The following is a 15,364-nucleotide window of genomic DNA, read 5'->3' as shown; positions in this document are numbered from 1 at the left end:
TCAACCCATATCGGCACGTGCTGCCGGCCCCAACAGGAGTGATTCAATGACTATCAGGAAGAAGCCAGAGTCGGTCGACGCCGTCGTCGTCGGCCTGGGTGCCAATGGCGGCACCGCGGCGAAGGTGCTTAGCGAAGCTGGACTCAAGGTCGTCGGTTTCGATCGCGGCCCGTGGTTGCGAGCGCACGAGCACTACTCGGGCGACGAGCTGAAGTTCGTCAATCGCAATTACATGTGGCCTGACCCCACGCTTTTCCCGCGCACCCTGCGATACAACGACGGAGAGGTGGCCCAGCCCTTCGCGTTCTCACCGACGCCCCAGATGGTCGGCGGCGGGACGAACCACTGGGCCGGGTGGGTTCCGCGTCCCCGCGAATCGGACTTCATGCTTCGTACCCTCCACGGGGACATCGAAGGCATGAACCTGGCCGACTGGCCATTCCGCTACGAGCACCTCGAGCCTTACCTCACCAAAGTCGAATGGGCCTTTGGAGTCTCCGGAATCGCCGGTGCGGACAAGTACGAGCCGTACCGCTCCAAGGGTTACCCCAGCCCACCGTTGCGCCCCACCCGTTACGGCAAGCGGTTCTATGACGCCTGCAACAAGATGGGCATCAACGCGTTCCCGATCCCGCACGCCATGGTCACCAACAACCACAATGGCCGAGACCCGTTCAACAAGACGAGCTTCTGGAACCAGTACGGCGATCCCTCGGGAGCACGGTCGAACGTGCTCACCACGTTCATCCCCGAAGCTCTCGCCACTGGCAACTTCGAAGTCCGCGCCGAGAGCTTCGTCCGGGAGGTCAAGCTCGGCAAGGACGGCAAGGCCACCGGCGTCATTTACGTCGACCCGGAAGGCAACGAGGTGGAACAGGACGCCCGCGTCGTCATCCTCGCCCTCGGGGCGATCGAGTCGGCCCGGCTGCTTCTGCTCTCGCGCTCCGCGCAGTTCCCCGACGGCCTGGCCAACAGCTCGGGCCTCGTGGGCAAGAACGCGACCTTCCACGAGTACCTCTTCGCGGTCGGCCTGTTCGACAACGAGATCGACGAGCCTCTCAACGGTTTCGCGGGGAACTACATCTCCGGTGGGTCCCTCGAGTTCTATGAGACGGACGAGAATCGTGGGCACATCGGCGGTTGCATCATCTCCGCCTCGCAAACGTGCCACCCGGTCAACTGGGTCTTCCCCGGCCGCCCCACCTGGGGCGAGGCGCTCAAGGATGCGGACCGGAACTACTTCAACTACGCGATGAAGATCGGGCTCATTCTCCACGACATGCCCGTGGAGTCCAACCGCGTGGACCTCGACCCCACCTATCAGGACGCCTGGGGCCTGCCCGTTGCGCGGATTACCCACAGCCCGCACAAGAACGACGTCGCGATGGGGAAGTGGCAGGTCGATAAGAATGCCGAGATTCTCGAGGCCGCCGGCGCGCGCAAGACGGTGCCGGTCTACCTCGACAAGATGACGGGCAACACCTGCCATCAGCACGGTACCGCGCGCATGGGCACGGACCCGTCGAAGAGCGTGCTCAACGAGTGGGGACAGGCGCACGACGTAGAGAACCTCTTCATCGTCGACGGCTCAGGCTTCCCGACAGCCACCGGAGTGAACCCCACGCTGACCATGATGGCCAATGCGTGGCGCTGCTCGGACTACATCGTCAACACCTATTCCAAGGGCCGTGTCGAGCGGCTCAAGCAGCCGGCCTAAGGGAAAGGACGCAGTGAAATGACTCTCAAATCAGAGTGGGAAACCGTCGGCGCGCCGGTCGACCCGGACTCGGACGAGCGGCTCTTCTTCACCCAGCACGAATGGGACACGGTCGAGGCAGTGACGGCTCGGATCATGCCGACAGACGAGGATCCGGGGGCGAAGGAGGCGCGCGTCGTGGTCTTCATCGACCGGTACGTCTCTGGCATCGACTACATCTTCGCCTCCGCCGACGGCTCGGGCTTCCTCAAGCTCTCCGGCAAGCACGCCGACGCGTGGCGCGGGCGGCAGTTCAAGATGCAGGAACTGTACCGGCAGGGGGTCAAGACCCTCGACGAGATCTCGCGCAACCTCGATGGCAAGACCTTCGTGGATCTCACGGAAGAACAGCAGGATCAGGTGCTCATCGCGCTCTCGGGCGCACCGAAGCCCCAGAAGGTCACCCTCGGCACCAAGGAACCGGTCACCACGTTCCTGCAGGGATCGTTTGACGAGAACCTCTCGTTCTTCGACACGATCTGCCTCCACACCCGCCAGGGCTTCTACGGCGACCCGGTCTATGGCGGGAACAAGGACCAGATGGGGTGGAACGTGATCGGCTTCCCCGGTCCGAAGTCGCTCAAGGACACGATCGACGGCACCTACGACACCACGCCGTACTTCTATGAGGGCGAATACGACTGGTACGACCTCATCCCACACCTGAGGCAGTCTGCCCCTCGCGAGCAGTAGGGAGGACTGGCGGGGCCAGCTTTCCCCGGCCGGCGTCTGCGGCCCCGCCCGTCTGCGGATGCGAACACTCGCGAAAGGAATCACATCATGAAGATCACAGAGATCAAAGCCTTCCCGGTGGGCGTGCCCCTCGACGAGCCCCTGCGATGGGGGGCCATGGAGGTCAAAGTCAAAGGCGGGATCATCGTCCGGGTCAGAACCGACGAAGGGATCGAGGGAATCGGCGAGGCGGGATTCTCGGCCGAGTACTTCCCCACCGTCGGTCCAATCATCAACCAACAGCTCGGCCCAATGTTGGTCGGCCGCGACCCGCTGGACGTGGCGTCCATCTGGCAGGACATGCTCGACGCAACCCACATGTGGGGCCGACGCGGCATCGAGACCTACGCCGTCAGTGGCATCGACATTGCGCTCTGGGACCTCCTGGGCAAGGCCAGCAACCAGCCCGTCTACCGCCTGCTCGGAGCCGCGAAGTCCAAGGTGAAGGCGTACTACGCGCCCTCGCTCAAGCCGACCGAGCAGATCGTGGACGAATGCGTCGGCGCCGTGGAGCAGGGCTTCCACGCAATGAAGCTGCGCAACGGGCCGAGCATCCGCAACGGCGTGGACATGGTCGCCCGCGTTCGCGATGCCGTGGGGACCGACGTCGACATCATGGTCGACGCCAATATGGCCTTTGACCGGCGGCAGGCGCTCACGCTCGCAAAGGAATTCGAGCACCTCGGCGTGCTCTGGCTCGAGGAGCCCATTCTGGCCCGCAGCCTGACGCAGTACATCGACGACCACTCCTGGCTCGCGGATCGGGTGTCGCTCAAGCTCGCCGGCGGCGAGTCGCTGCTCACGCGGTTCGAATACCTTGATCTGCTGCGACGGCGCACCTTCGATGTCCTGCAGCCGGACTGCACGAGTGTCGGCGGGATCTCGGAGTGCAAGCGAGTTGCCGATATGGCCAGCTCGTGGAACCTCTGGTGTGTTCCGCACATCGCATGCAGCTCCGGCACGGGCATCGCCCTGGCCGCAGGCCTGCACATGATACTGAGCTGCGACAACGCGCCGATGATCGAGTTCGACGCATACGGCGGGCCGGGCTGGGACGGGCTTCTCGAGGAGCCGCTCACTATCACCGACGGCTACGTCGAGGCCCGTGAGGTGCCGGGCCTCGGAATCGAATTCCCCGACGGAGCGCTCGAGAAGTACACGCTCACCGGCGGAAAATTCGACATCGCCGCGTGAATCCCGCTGCGGCCCGGGCTGGCCTTTTCGGCAAGCCCGGACCGTATCGGCGACCGTTTTCTGGGCGACAAGGAGGACAGATGCGTTCGGTGGAGATCGCACTCGACGCCCGCGCCGGTCTGGGCGAAGGCCCCTGGTGGGACGAACAACATTCCCAACTGCTGTGGGTCGATATCTTCGCGGGTGAAATCCACTGCCTGGACACCTCGTCCGGGCGCGACCGGAGCATCCATGTGGGACAGCCCATCGGGATGGTGGCCGGGCGAACCTCGGGAGGTCTAGTCTGCGCCGTGCGGGACGGCGTCGCGTTCGTCGAGCGGGACGGCAGTGGCTTCGAGCTCGTGGCGCCCGTTGAGGCGGAGAACGCCGGCAACAGGATGAACGACGGCGCGTGCGACCAGGCCGGGCGGCTCTGGGCCGGAACGATGGCAGCGGATCTTTCGCCCTCGCAAGGCTCTCTCTACCGCATTGGGCCCGATCTCTGTGCGACGCCGGTGCTCAGGGACGTTTCCATTTCCAACGGCCTCGATTGGAGCCCCGATGGGCGCACCTTCTATTTCACAGACTCGAGCACGCGCCGGATCGACGCGTACGACTTCGACCCCGAAACGGGAAGCATACGCAACGGCCGGATGCTGGTCGGTCTCCCACACCCGGTGGCGACCCCGGACGGAATTGCCGTGGACGCCGAAGGAACCATCTGGGTCGCGATGTGGGACGGCGGATGCGTTCAGCGCTTCGGCCCCGACGGCAGGCTCCTGGAGACGATCAAGATTCCAGTGACCCGTCCGACCAGCGTCGCGTTCGGCGGCCCGGGACTCAACCAGCTGTTCATCACCTCGGCGAGCGTCGGCCTCACCGAACGGCAGCAAGCCGACGAGGTGCATGCCGGGGCGATCTTCGTCCTCGAGCCCGGGGCCACGGGCCGCCCGCCAGGGTCCTTCAGAGACGAGAACAGTTCAGCAATGGAAGCGGAGTAACGCCGGGAGACTCAGAGCCTTGGCCCCCGGCAAGGATCGCAGCCTGACGAGGCACGACCCAGACGCCTAGGACTTCGTGCCGGGCTTTCCGGACAGCAAGTCCGACGGCCTGCCTGAGGGCACGACGCAGGGCTCTGGGCGTTCGAGAATCCAGCGGAAACGGGGACACTGGGTCAGCCGCGTGGGCAGGTACGGCTTCGGTGCACGCATCCTCGCCGAGCTCTCCGATCACGGGGTCGGGGTGGCCGGCGTCGAGACCGACACATCACGCCCCACGAGCCTGTATGTGAAGGTCCCTGCCACCAATACCGGCCCCGGGATCCATACTCTACTACCGGCAGCGTTCCGCGGCCTCGGCCATGAGCCCGCAGCTTCTCGAGGAGCCGGTCGTCGCGGGCCTACTCGAACACGCCTCGCTCGAGTGGCTCGTCACGCGTCTGGCAGATCGGGGGTGCTGCTGTGCACCTGACCTGGTGAACCAGGTCTGGAGGCGGGCGCGTGACGGTGTCGATGCGGTTGATGTCGGCGGGAGACGGCTACAGGTATCTCTTGCGGACGGTCGCTGCGGGTGATGGCAACCGGCCGCTCTCGACTCCGTTGACCCGGTACTACAACGCGGAAGGAACCCCGCCCGGACGCTGGCTCGGCTCGGGCGTCACCGCCCTGGGCGACGGGCGGCTCCGTGAAGGCGATAGGGTTTCCGAGGCGCAGCTTCAGCTCCTGATCGGGATGGGTCGTGACCCGCTGAGCGGGGATCCGCTTGGCCGCGCGTACCCGGTGTATGCCAGCCGTGCCGAGCGGATCGAGAAGCGCACGGAGGCGCTCGGCCCGGACCTCGGCGATGGCGAACGGGAGGCGGCGGTCGCGCAGATCGTGTCCGAGGAAGCCGCTGCCCCGTCGCGGCGTGCGGTGGCGGGGTATGACTTCACGTTCTCGATCCCGAAGTCCGCCTCGGTGTTGTGGGCGGTCGCCGACGCGGGGATGCAGGAGAGGATCGCGGCGGCGCATCATGCGGCGGTTGCGGACGTGGTTGCGTACATGGAGCGCGAGGTTGCAGCCACGCGTGCGGGTGCAACCGGCCGCAACGGCGCCGTCGCACAGGTCGACGTCGCCGGCCTGATCGCGGCCGCGTATGACCACTTCGACTCCCGTGCCGGAGATCCGCACCTGCACACGCACGTCGTCGTCTCCAACAAGGCCAAGACCGTGCTCGACGGCAGGTGGCGCAGCCTCGACTCACGCCCGATGCACGCAGCGACCGTTGCGCTCTCCGAACTCCACGAAGCCGTGTTCGCCGACCACCTCACGGGTGCTCTCGGGGTCGAATGGGAGAGACGCGACCGCGGCCGCGACCGCAACCCGGCCTGGGCCATCACCGCCGTCCCAGAGCAGCTCGTGGCAGAGTTCTCCCTGCGCTCGCGGCATATCGACCAGGAGAAGGACCGGCTGATCGCAGAGTACGTGGCCCGGCACGGCCGGCAGCCCTCGGACACCACGGTCATCAAACTCCGCGCCCAGGCCACCCTCACTACCCGCCCGGAGAAGGACGTCCGCTCCCTCGCGGACCTGACCGCCGAATGGCGGCAGCGCGCCAGCCGCATGCTGGGTTCGGACGCAACCGGGTGGGCGCGCAGCGTCACCGCAGACGGGGAACCGCTGCTGTTGCATGCCGACGACCTGCCGTTGGACGTGATCGCCTCGATCGGCGCGAGCGTCGTGGAAGCGGTGGGGGAGAAGAGGTCGACCTGGCGGCGGTGGAACCTCACGGCCGAGGCGGCACGCCAGACGATGGGCTACCGGTTCGCCACGACCGAAGACCGCGAGGCCATTGTCGGCCTGGTCGTGGACGCCGCCGAATCCGCCTCGCTGCGGCTGACCCCGCCCGAGCTCGCCACCAGCCCCGCGGTTTTCCAGCGCCCGGACGGCACCAGCGTGTTCCGGCCGAAGCACTCGGCAGTGTTCTCCTCCGAGGCCCTGCTGGCAGCCGAAGACCGCCTCCTCGAGCGGTCCCGCGCGATCACCGGCCCGACTGTGTCGCTGGCGACGGTCGAGAAGATCACCGCCAGGCCCGACCGCCAGGGGCGGTTGCTCGGGGCCGACCAGGCCGGGGCGCTGGCCAAGGTCGCCGCTTCCGGGCGCATCGTCGATGTCCTCGTGGGCCCCGCCGGGGCGGGCAAGACCACCGCGATGAGTGCGCTGCGGCAGGCGTGGGAGGCCGAGCGCGGGGACGGCTCGGTCGTCGGGCTCGCCCCGTCCGCGGCCGCAGCGCAGGTCCTCGCCGATGACCTCAGCATCCAGACGGAGAACACCGCGAAGTGGTGGGACACCCACGAGCGCACCGGGCAGTCGTTCAGCCGGGGCCAGCTCGTCATCGTCGACGAAGCCTCCCTCGCCGGAACGCTCAGCCTCGACCGCATCACCGGCCTCGCCGCCGAGGCAGGCGCGAAGGTCCTCCTGGTGGGCGACTACGCCCAGCTCCAGTCCGTCGACGCCGGCGGAGCGTTCTCCCTGCTCGTGCACGACCGCGACGACGCGCCTGAGCTCATCGACGTGCACCGCTTCACGAACGAGTGGGAGAAGGCCGCCTCTCTCAACCTCCGGCACGGGCGCACCGAGGCCATCGACACCTACATCCAGCACGGGCGCGTCCATGACGGCGACACGGAGGCGATGACCGATGCCGCCTACACCGCCTGGCGTGCCGACCTGCTCGCAGGACGGGCGGCCCTGCTGATCGCCGACTCCAACGAGACAGTCACGGCCCTGAACGTCCGGGCGCGCACCGAGCTGATCCTCGACGGCACCGTACACGGGTTGCGAGAGGTCGGACTGCACGACGGCACCCGCGCCGCGGCCGGGGACACGGTCATCACCCGCCGCAACGACCGCCGCCTGCGCGACGGCCGCTCCTGGGTCCGCAACGGCGACAGATGGGCGGTCGTCGACGTCCGTGAGGATGGCTCTCTTGCTCTTCGTCGCGCGGGGCGCAAGTGGGGAGGATCGGTGGTAATCCCGGCCGACTACGTCGCCGAGCACTTGGACCTCGGCTACGCGGTCACCTCATACCGGGCTCAGGGCATCACCACCGACGCCGCCCACGTCCTGGTCGACGAATCGATGACGAGGGAGAACCTGTACGTCGCCATGACCCGCGGCCGCGCATCCAACACCGCCTACGTCGCCATTGATAAGCCCGACACCTCACACGAGGGCCCGCACCCCGGAGACACCGCCGAGGCCACCGCACGGAGCGTCCTGTGCGGGGTGCTCCAGCACGTCGGCGCGGAGCCCTCCGCATACGAGACGATCGCTCAAGAGCAGGAGCAGTGGGGGTCGATCGCCCAGCTCGCCGCCGAGTACGAGACCATCGCCGCAGCCGCCCAGCGCCACCGCTGGGCACTCCTCGTCCGATCCTCGGGACTCACCGATGAGGAAGCGGACGAGGCGATCGCCTCCGATGCGTTCGGCGCACTCACCGCCGAGCTGCGGCGCGCCGAGGCCAACCACCACGACGTCGAGGCGCTGTTGCCGCGCCTGGTCAGGGCGCACGGGTTCGGCGACGCCGACGACATCGCCGCCGTCCTCCAGCACCGCGTCGCCATGGCGACAGCACGCCCCGCGGGCTCCGGACGCACACGCAAGGCACCGCGGCTGATCGCCGGCCTCATCCCCGAAGCCACCGGCAGCATGAGTCCCGAGATGAGGCAGGCACTCCACGAGCGCCGCGCCCTCATCGAAGCCCGCGCAGACGCCCTCCTCGACCAAGCCCTCAACGACCGCGCAAGCTGGACCGCCGCCCTCGGCACCCCACCCCGGGACGAACAAGCAATGACGAGCTGGCGACGCCTCGCGCGAACCGTCGCCGCGTACCGCGACCGCTACGGGATCACCGGACCCACACCCCCGGGAGAACGGGCCGAGAAGGATACGCAGAAGATCGACGCCGCCCGAGCACGTGCCGCCCTTGACCGAGCCCGCGCGCTCACGCGCGACGCCGAACCCACGCCGGAACGCCCCCCTCGCAGGGAGCCGATCGGCCGATCGCTCTGAGCAGATAAACCCGCGGCCTCACCTGGGGCGTCCCGACTAGGCCGCGACCGGCGCAGGCACCAGAGCGCGAGCGCTTCCGAAGTGTGAATGTCGTCGATGGGCTACCTCGCCGGATGCTTCGACGCTCGGCGTTTCTCGAGCGAGAGGTTCTGACGAAGTTCCTCGGCGCACCGACTCAGGGTGAGCGCCATCGGATCGTGAACGAGCCATGTTGGCCCTTGGTATCGATTGGTCGCTGGCTGAACGAGAAGGTGCTCATCATCGCCGCTCGACCTCGTCGAGCGTGAAGACCGGATCTAGCACAGAGGCGACGATGGTCATCTGGTCATCAAGGCTTTCTTCCGAGACAGCCTCAAGCCCTTCCTTGCGACGCCATGCCGCCCATTTCGCCTGCCCGACTTGGCCGTACCCGGCGACGTGCGATGCGATCGGCTCCAGGGTGACGCCGCGGTAACGTGCAACCGCGTGCGCAGACCTAAGCAGTTCGTCTGAGTCGATGCCCTGACGTGCCAGCTGGACGATGTCCACATAGTCGCGCCAGCGAGTGCTCGTGACGCCACGCTCGAGGATGGTTACCCCTTTCTCGGCAATGGTGGTCTCGGGCGCGTAGCCGAGGAGGACGATCGGATCGCCGAGGACTCTGGCGATCGTGACGGCGCGGGGCGCGGGGACTATCGGGTCGCCCGTGGACACATCCCACGCGGCGGTGCCTCTCCACGGTCCGATGGTTGCTCTGACGCGTACCCGCAGGCCCGGATAGTCGGACTGCTCTCGGATCTCCTGCACGTCGATGCTCCCCACATCGAAGACGACACCGTCGGCGACCTGGACTGCGGCGATGTCGCGAACCACATCGGCAACATGCTCTGAGGAGACATCGGCGTTGACGGCGTTCGAGTCGGCGTCCTTCGTGGGCCGGCGAACACCATAGGCTGCGAGGAGGATGCCGCCCTTGAGGACGAAGTCCGCAGCGTGCTCGGTGCGCGTCAGACGATCGAGGAATGACTCCAGCAGGTGCCGGATCAGGTACTCCTGCGTTGGCGCCGCGTTGCCGGTCTTCGCGGCGGTCGATCGCGCCGCCGCTTGGAGCCTGCGGAACGTGTCGTCGCCCGCAGTCATGCCAGTGCCTCCAGCGTCCGCAGGACTGGTCCTTTGGCTCGGGGGAGCCGAGAAGCGATCTCGATGAGGTTTGCGGGTTTGCCGCCGCGTCGCAGCCACTCCTTCAGAGCGTCCCGTGCGAGTTCGTACCCGGTCTCACCACGGAGCCGGAACGCGTCGGCGATCGAGCGTTCTGGGGAGTAGATCCCGATCGTCAGATCCGTGCCCGGGATCGTCATCTCCTCCCGCCCGATCTCGAACGTGGCCTGGTCAAACTGGTGCCACGCAATCGACGGGCTGCCGGCGGGGGTGCGGGATCCGCGAGGTATCGCGATGTCCAATGCCTTGGGAATGCTGTCGGTCAGATCGTGGTGCGCGAGCGCGGATGCGAGGCAGACCGTTGCATCCGGACGCCGGGTCGCGGCCTCGATAAAGTCCCAGTCGGCCGCATCCGCATCCGCGGGCAGGTAGATCCCGCGCGCGATCCGCTCATAGCGACCTTCCCGCGCGGCGCGGTAGAGGGCGCTGCGGGACAGTCCCTCGTCCTTCGCGGTGTTCGGCGTCAGGGTTCTCGCCATGGGCCACCTCCTTCTTGGCACGAATCGTTTACAGATAATTATATGTGATGACGATTGGTTCCAGCATGGTGGGCGCCTCCGGTATGCGGACCGCAACTCGTGCCGGAGCCGGGAGACTCATCAAATACCCATCTCAATCGTCCGGCACGGACCGCTGACGACAGGGTACACTCGGAGCAAGCGAACCGCCCGGTTCCCTGTCAACACAAGGGAATCCGCGAGTTCCCGAGACAACCGGTCAGTCCCCGAAATGGCCCGGACCCTCCAGAGGGTCGCCGGTTCGAATCCGGCAGGGGGCTCCACGACCCCTCTCTGACCTGCGGAAACGCAGATTTGAGAGGGGTTTTTCATGCTCCGGCGCCGCCAGTCTCCCATTTACTCCTCCGGCGACCGGGTCGAGTCGGCTGACCTTGACCCGGGGGCAGGTGCCGTTCGCCTCTACGGGGCGGGGTCCGGCTGCCTTGATCGGATCGGGTCGAGCAGCTCGGCAGTCCAGTCCGCCCCGGGAGAGCCCGTCGACGCGTACACGACGGTCACCGGTCCGGGATGCTCGACGGTTACGAGCGAATGCTGATGATCGTCTTCCCCTTGCGGCGCTCGGTCGGGTTCAGGGCGGCGACTGCGTCCTCAAGCGGCGCGATGTTGTCGATGTTGGTCCGCAGTCGCCCGTCCCGCACCCGCTGTACGATCTCGACAAGCTCGCCGCGATCGGCCTCGACGACGAAGTCCACGGCTAGACCATCGGCCGGACGGGTCTCCACGGGTCCGACGACGGACACCAGCGTTCCTCCGGACTTGGTCAGGGCCGCGGAGCGCTTCTGGATGTCCCCGCCGATGACATCGAAGACCAGATCGACGCTGCCGACAGCTTCAAGCTCGTCGTTCTCGAGGTCGACGAACTCGTGGGCGCCGAAGTCGAGCGCCTTCTCGCGGTCGGCGGTGCGTCCCGTGCCGATGACATAGGCGCCGGCCTCACGGGCGAGCTGGGTCACCATTGTCCCGACCGCGCCGGCTGCGCCATGCGCCAGGACGGTCTGGCCTGCCTGGAGGCGGCCGTGCTGGAACAGTCCCTGCCACGCGGTCAGCGCTGAGATCGGCAGGGAGGCGGCGACCGTGAAGTCGACGTCGCCCGGCAGTGGCGCGAGGTTGCGTGCTTCGATCGCCACATACTCCGCCAGCGTGCCGTCTCGATGCCAGTCGGCGAGGCCGAACACCCGCTGTCCGACCGACAGTCCGGTCGTGCCGTAGCCGAGGGAGGTGACCACTCCGGCCAGCTCGTGGCCCGGGATCGACGGTGTCCTGTCATGGCCTGCGCGGTCGGTCCAGGTCGATGGCCAGTCCATCTCGGTCGGGACGAATCCCGAGGCATGGACTTGGACGATGACGTCGTTGATCGCTGCCGTCGGCTCGGGCCTCTCGGTCAGCGTCATTCCGGCTAGTCCTTCAGCCTGATCGGTCACCACTATGGCTTTCATGGGGTTGTCTCCTCTGTCGTGTGTCTATTGGTGTATTGGTATGGTTCGCGGCTGCGGCGGTTCCGTCGTGCGTCGCGACCTGGCCGAGCTCGTCGGTGGTTCAGGTCGTCATCGGCTGGGGTTCTCCCCTCCGGTGCCCAAGTCGTTCTGCTGGATGTCATTGATCGTGCTGGTGCGCGGGTTGCGTGCGGAGACAGCGATGAACACGGTGGCCGCGACGGCGAGTCCGAGGTATCCGAGTGTGATCTGTGGCAGTGAGAAGACGTTGGTGAGCTGGGCGGAGATGAGGCTTGGGATGGTCGCGCCGCTGTAGGAGAGGAGGTAGATGACGGCGAAGATCGGTGCCCGGTCGGCCAAGGTGCTGCCGTGCAGGAGTCCGCGCGTAGCGGCGCTGATCGCGATGCCTTGACCGGCGCCAGCGATGATGGTCGCCGTGATGAACAGCGGCAGTGCTCCCGTGATGATCGGCGCGATCAGGCCGATCCATCCCGTCGGGAAGGCGACCATGCCGATGCGCTGGGCTTCCGCTGATGCGAAGCGGCCGCCGAGAGCGCCCAGAGCGCTGGGGGCCGGAGATCACCGCGGAGACGATCGCCAAGCGGAGTGGGCCTCCCCGCTTGGCCCGGTTCGGTGTCAAAAGGTCCAGCCGTGACATTGCGGTTCAGCCTCCTGCGGTTGCATGCATCGGTGGTTGTTGTCGAGCCACCACCGGCTCTGAGCGCCTCAGGCGCCTCTGTTTTTGGGCTTGCTAGCCCATTTGTTCCAGTTCACCATCATCGAAAGTGGGCTGTCAAGCCCAATAGAGGCGTATGCTGGGAAGCATGACAGCCACGACAGGAACTCGGGAGCCCCACAGGCTCACCGAGAAGGGACAGGCAACCCGGGCCCGAATCCTGGAGCACGCCGCCGACCTCATCTACACCAATGGGGTCCACGCGACGAACAACGAGCAGCTTCGCCGCGCCGCCGGCGTCAGCGGATCGCAGCTCAACCACTACTTCCCGACCAAGGAGAGCCTCGTCCTAGCCGTGATCGCCTGGCAGGCCGATCGCGTCCTTGGGTTCCATCGCAGCGAGCGGTTCGCCCGCTTCGATGATCTCGAAGCCTTTCGAGGGTGGGCGGATCACTACGTGGCCTATGAGCGCGCCTACCAGGAAGGCTGCAGCCTAGGCTCCCTCGCAAGCGAGATCATCAAGACAGACCTCGACGTCCACGACGAACTCGCGAGTGCATTCGACCAATGGAGGGACATCTTCCGCGATGGACTCCAGGCCATGCAACGACTCGGGCGCCTCAGCGCCGACGCGGATCCGACACGGCAGGCGAATCTGCTTCTCTCCGCGTTCCAAGGCGGCATGCTCCTCGCCCAGGTAGCCCGAGACATCACCCCGCTGAAAGACGCGCTGTACGCCGCCATCGACTATGTGCAGACCTTCGCGACGCCTCTCGAACGCGACCCGCTCCCGGCCCGGTGACAGGCGCTGCCTGCCAGAGCTGCGGGGTCGCGACCGGCCCACGATCAGATCGGGTCGAGGAGCTCGTTGGCCCTCCGCGCCGGTCGAGCCCGTGGACGCGTACACGACGCTCACCGGCTCGGAGTACTCGAAGCGGTCGTAGTCCAAGAAGGCCGCCTCGAGCCTGCAGAGCTCAAGGGATGTCATGACCGCGTCGAGGATGCGTTTCGCGCCTGTCCATGTCCCGCAGCACCGTGCCCTCAGGATGTGCGTCGTGCTCGTTCACGGCCAGCAGGGTCGCGCCTGAGACCAGCAGTGATCGTGAAGACCGAAGTCTAACTGTGGGCCGGCACCCGAACCGGCCGCCGGATGCGGCTACGAGCTGCCGTGGATGAACCCTCGCCGATCCTGCCTGAAATCGGACGGCCGGCGATCGCCGTTCGTGCTGGGGTACCACCGCTGTGCCTTTCCTCCACAATGTGGACGCAGTCCGCGTTGTGTCCACAGTGTGCCGGGTCGGGCCGCGAGGCGTTGACCGTCGTTCCGGGCGCAGCCTAGGCTCCACGTCGCACGCTCAACGGAGAGGCACACGGCAGAATGACTTCGACTCAGCTCAAGCAGGACAGCACACAGAAGGGCCTGGCCCGCATCGCGCAGGGGCTCGCGGGATGGACGCAGAAATGGTTTCCCGATGCCTTTGTCTTCGCCCTCGGCGGCCTGGTCCTCGTCGCTCTCGCCGGGTTGGCCATCGGGGCCTCGCCCAAGGCAGTGGCCGATTCCTTCGGCAATGGCTTCTGGGACCTGACGGCCTTCACGCTGCAGATGGCTATGGTCGTGCTGACCGGATACGTCGTGGCCACCTCGCCTCCCGTCGCGAGGATCATCGATCGTCTGGCTCAGATTCCGGGCACGGCCCGCACGGCGGTCAGCTTCGTAGCGGTGCTGGCCATGGCCGTGTCGTTCCTCAACTGGGGGCTCAGCCTGGTCTTCGGCGGCCTCCTCGCCAGGGCCATCGCCCGCCGCAAGGACCTCACCGCCGACTATCGTGCCCTCGGCGCCGCCGCCTTCATGGGGCTCGGCGCCGTGTGGGCGCTGGGGCTCTCCTCCTCCGCGGCCCAGCTCCAGGCGACCAAAGCCTCCCTTCCGCCGGCGCTGCTGAAGATCACAGGCGTCCTGGACTTCGGCGCCACGATCTTCACGTGGCAATCCCTGCTGACCCTGGCCGTCCTCATGGTCCTCACGGCTTTCATCGCCCACTTCTCGGCCCCGCAGGGCGGTGCCGTCAGGACGGCCGCCGATCTGGGCGTCGACCTCGACGACCAGCCGGAGGAATCCGAGTCCCGGCAGCGACCGGGCGAATGGCTCGAATACAGCCGAATCCTTCCCGCACTTGCCGGTGTCCTCACACTGGGCTGGCTCGTCTCGCAGTTCCTGACCCTGCCGGCGCTGAGCGTGGTCAGCTCACTCAACGCCTACCTGCTGGTCTTCCTCGTGCTCGGCCTCGTGCTGCACGGCACTCCCCGGAAATTCCTGCAGGCCGTGGCCAAAGCAGTGCCTGCGACCGCCGGGATCCTCGTGCAGTACCCGCTCTACGCCGCAATGGCCGCCATTCTGACCAAAGCGCCCGGCGCCGGTGGCCTGACCATTTCGGAACACCTCGCGCACTTCTTCACGAGCGTCGGCGGTGGCGGCGCGTTCGCCGTCGTCATCGCCGTCTACACCGCGCTCTTGGGCATCTTCGTGCCCTCCGGCGGCGGGAAGTGGCTCGTCGAGGCCCCCTACGTGATGCAGTCCGCGACAGACGTCCACATGAACCTTGGCTGGACGGTGCAGGTCTACAACATCGCGGAAGCGCTGCCCAACCTCGTCAATCCGTTCTTCATGCTCCCGCTACTGGCCGTGCTCAAGCTTCGGGCACGAGACCTGGTGGGCTTCACCTTCCTTCAGTTCATGTTCCACCTGCCGGTGGTCCTCGTGCTCGTCTGGCTGCTTGGCATGACCTTCGAGTTCGTGCCTCCCGTCGTTCCGCACTGAAAGCCGACGGGGG

11 protein-coding genes are annotated in these 15,364 nt (G+C 66.7%); 7 read left to right on the top strand and 4 right to left on the bottom strand.

Annotation, left to right across the window (positions count from 1 at the left end; all coding sequences use genetic code 11):
• The first annotated feature begins 46 nt into the window (after positions 1-46).
• The 5 genes from ACLN58_RS00820 to mobF all read left to right on the top strand — a co-directional run bounded on the left by ACLN58_RS00820 (position 47) and on the right by mobF (position 8,712).
• Positions 47-1,717 (top strand): GMC family oxidoreductase, encoded by a 1,671-nt coding sequence (locus ACLN58_RS00820; RefSeq protein ID WP_415853375.1) that lies wholly within the window; start codon positions 47-49, stop codon positions 1,715-1,717.
• 18 nt (positions 1,718-1,735) lie between these two features.
• Entirely contained in the window at positions 1,736-2,449 is a 714-nt protein-coding gene (locus tag ACLN58_RS00815; protein ID WP_415853374.1) for a gluconate 2-dehydrogenase subunit 3 family protein, read from the top strand.
• 87 nt (positions 2,450-2,536) lie between these two features.
• Positions 2,537-3,682: a mandelate racemase/muconate lactonizing enzyme family protein gene (locus tag ACLN58_RS00810; RefSeq protein ID WP_415853373.1), complete on the top strand. Its 1,146-nt coding sequence runs from the start codon at positions 2,537-2,539 to the stop codon at positions 3,680-3,682.
• Entirely contained in the window at positions 3,679-4,662 is a 984-nt protein-coding gene (locus tag ACLN58_RS00805; RefSeq protein WP_415853372.1) for an SMP-30/gluconolactonase/LRE family protein, read from the top strand. The genes ACLN58_RS00810 and ACLN58_RS00805 overlap by 4 nt, the downstream gene beginning before the upstream one ends.
• Before the next feature lie 510 nt (positions 4,663-5,172).
• Positions 5,173-8,712: a MobF family relaxase gene (mobF, locus tag ACLN58_RS00800; RefSeq protein ID WP_415853405.1), complete on the top strand. Its 3,540-nt coding sequence runs from the start codon at positions 5,173-5,175 to the stop codon at positions 8,710-8,712.
• Between the two features lie 258 nt (positions 8,713-8,970).
• Here mobF and ACLN58_RS00795 read toward each other — a convergent pair whose 3' ends face one another.
• The 4 genes from ACLN58_RS00795 to ACLN58_RS00780 all read right to left on the bottom strand — a co-directional run bounded on the left by ACLN58_RS00795 (position 8,971) and on the right by ACLN58_RS00780 (position 12,370).
• Positions 8,971-9,831, bottom strand: a complete 861-nt coding sequence (locus ACLN58_RS00795) for a nucleotidyl transferase AbiEii/AbiGii toxin family protein (protein WP_415853371.1) — start codon at positions 9,829-9,831, stop codon at positions 8,971-8,973.
• Positions 9,828-10,388: a type IV toxin-antitoxin system AbiEi family antitoxin domain-containing protein gene (locus tag ACLN58_RS00790; RefSeq protein WP_415853370.1), complete on the bottom strand. Its 561-nt coding sequence runs from the start codon at positions 10,386-10,388 to the stop codon at positions 9,828-9,830. The genes ACLN58_RS00795 and ACLN58_RS00790 overlap by 4 nt, the downstream gene beginning before the upstream one ends.
• 557 nt (positions 10,389-10,945) lie before the next feature.
• Complete coding sequence (locus ACLN58_RS00785) at positions 10,946-11,863, bottom strand: NADP-dependent oxidoreductase (protein ID WP_415853369.1); 918 nt, start codon at positions 11,861-11,863, stop codon at positions 10,946-10,948.
• Positions 11,864-11,971: 108 nt separating this feature from the next.
• The gene (locus ACLN58_RS00780) at positions 11,972-12,370 is read right to left on the bottom strand and encodes a hypothetical protein (protein ID WP_415853368.1); all 399 of its coding nucleotides are present in this window, start codon (positions 12,368-12,370) and stop codon (positions 11,972-11,974) included.
• Between the two features lie 314 nt (positions 12,371-12,684).
• Here ACLN58_RS00780 and ACLN58_RS00775 point away from each other — a divergent pair, with 314 nt between their 5' ends.
• Both ACLN58_RS00775 and ACLN58_RS00770 read left to right on the top strand, forming a co-directional pair.
• Entirely contained in the window at positions 12,685-13,338 is a 654-nt protein-coding gene (locus ACLN58_RS00775; RefSeq protein ID WP_415853367.1) for a TetR/AcrR family transcriptional regulator, read from the top strand.
• Positions 13,339-13,914: 576 nt separating this feature from the next.
• Positions 13,915-15,351, top strand: coding sequence for a short-chain fatty acid transporter (locus tag ACLN58_RS00770; protein WP_415853366.1), 1,437 nt, complete (start codon positions 13,915-13,917; stop codon positions 15,349-15,351).
• The last annotated feature ends 13 nt before the right edge of the window (positions 15,352-15,364 follow it).

It is taken from the genome of Sinomonas sp. G460-2, assembly GCF_047759905.1.
Lineage (GTDB): Bacteria > Actinomycetota > Actinomycetes > Actinomycetales > Micrococcaceae > Sinomonas.
Note: the sequence above shows the minus strand (reverse complement) of the source record. Positions and strands in the feature narration are given on the sequence as shown.

Bases quoted from the DNA above. Each gene is read 5' to 3' on its own strand.
- ACLN58_RS00790 (WP_415853370.1), bottom strand. From the start codon at position 10,388: ATGGCGAGAACCCTGACGCCGAACACCGCGAAGGACGAGGGACTGTCC.
- mobF (WP_415853405.1), top strand. From the start codon at position 5,173: ATGCGGTTGATGTCGGCGGGAGACGGCTACAGGTATCTCTTGCGGACG.
- ACLN58_RS00795 (WP_415853371.1), bottom strand. From the start codon at position 9,831: ATGACTGCGGGCGACGACACGTTCCGCAGGCTCCAAGCGGCGGCGCGA.
- ACLN58_RS00785 (WP_415853369.1), bottom strand. From the start codon at position 11,863: ATGAAAGCCATAGTGGTGACCGATCAGGCTGAAGGACTAGCCGGAATG.
- ACLN58_RS00775 (WP_415853367.1), top strand. From the start codon at position 12,685: ATGACAGCCACGACAGGAACTCGGGAGCCCCACAGGCTCACCGAGAAG.
- ACLN58_RS00780 (WP_415853368.1), bottom strand. From the start codon at position 12,370: ATGGTCGCCTTCCCGACGGGATGGATCGGCCTGATCGCGCCGATCATC.
- ACLN58_RS00810 (WP_415853373.1), top strand. From the start codon at position 2,537: ATGAAGATCACAGAGATCAAAGCCTTCCCGGTGGGCGTGCCCCTCGAC.
- ACLN58_RS00820 (WP_415853375.1), top strand. From the start codon at position 47: ATGACTATCAGGAAGAAGCCAGAGTCGGTCGACGCCGTCGTCGTCGGC.
- ACLN58_RS00770 (WP_415853366.1), top strand. From the start codon at position 13,915: ATGACTTCGACTCAGCTCAAGCAGGACAGCACACAGAAGGGCCTGGCC.
- ACLN58_RS00815 (WP_415853374.1), top strand. From the start codon at position 1,736: ATGACTCTCAAATCAGAGTGGGAAACCGTCGGCGCGCCGGTCGACCCG.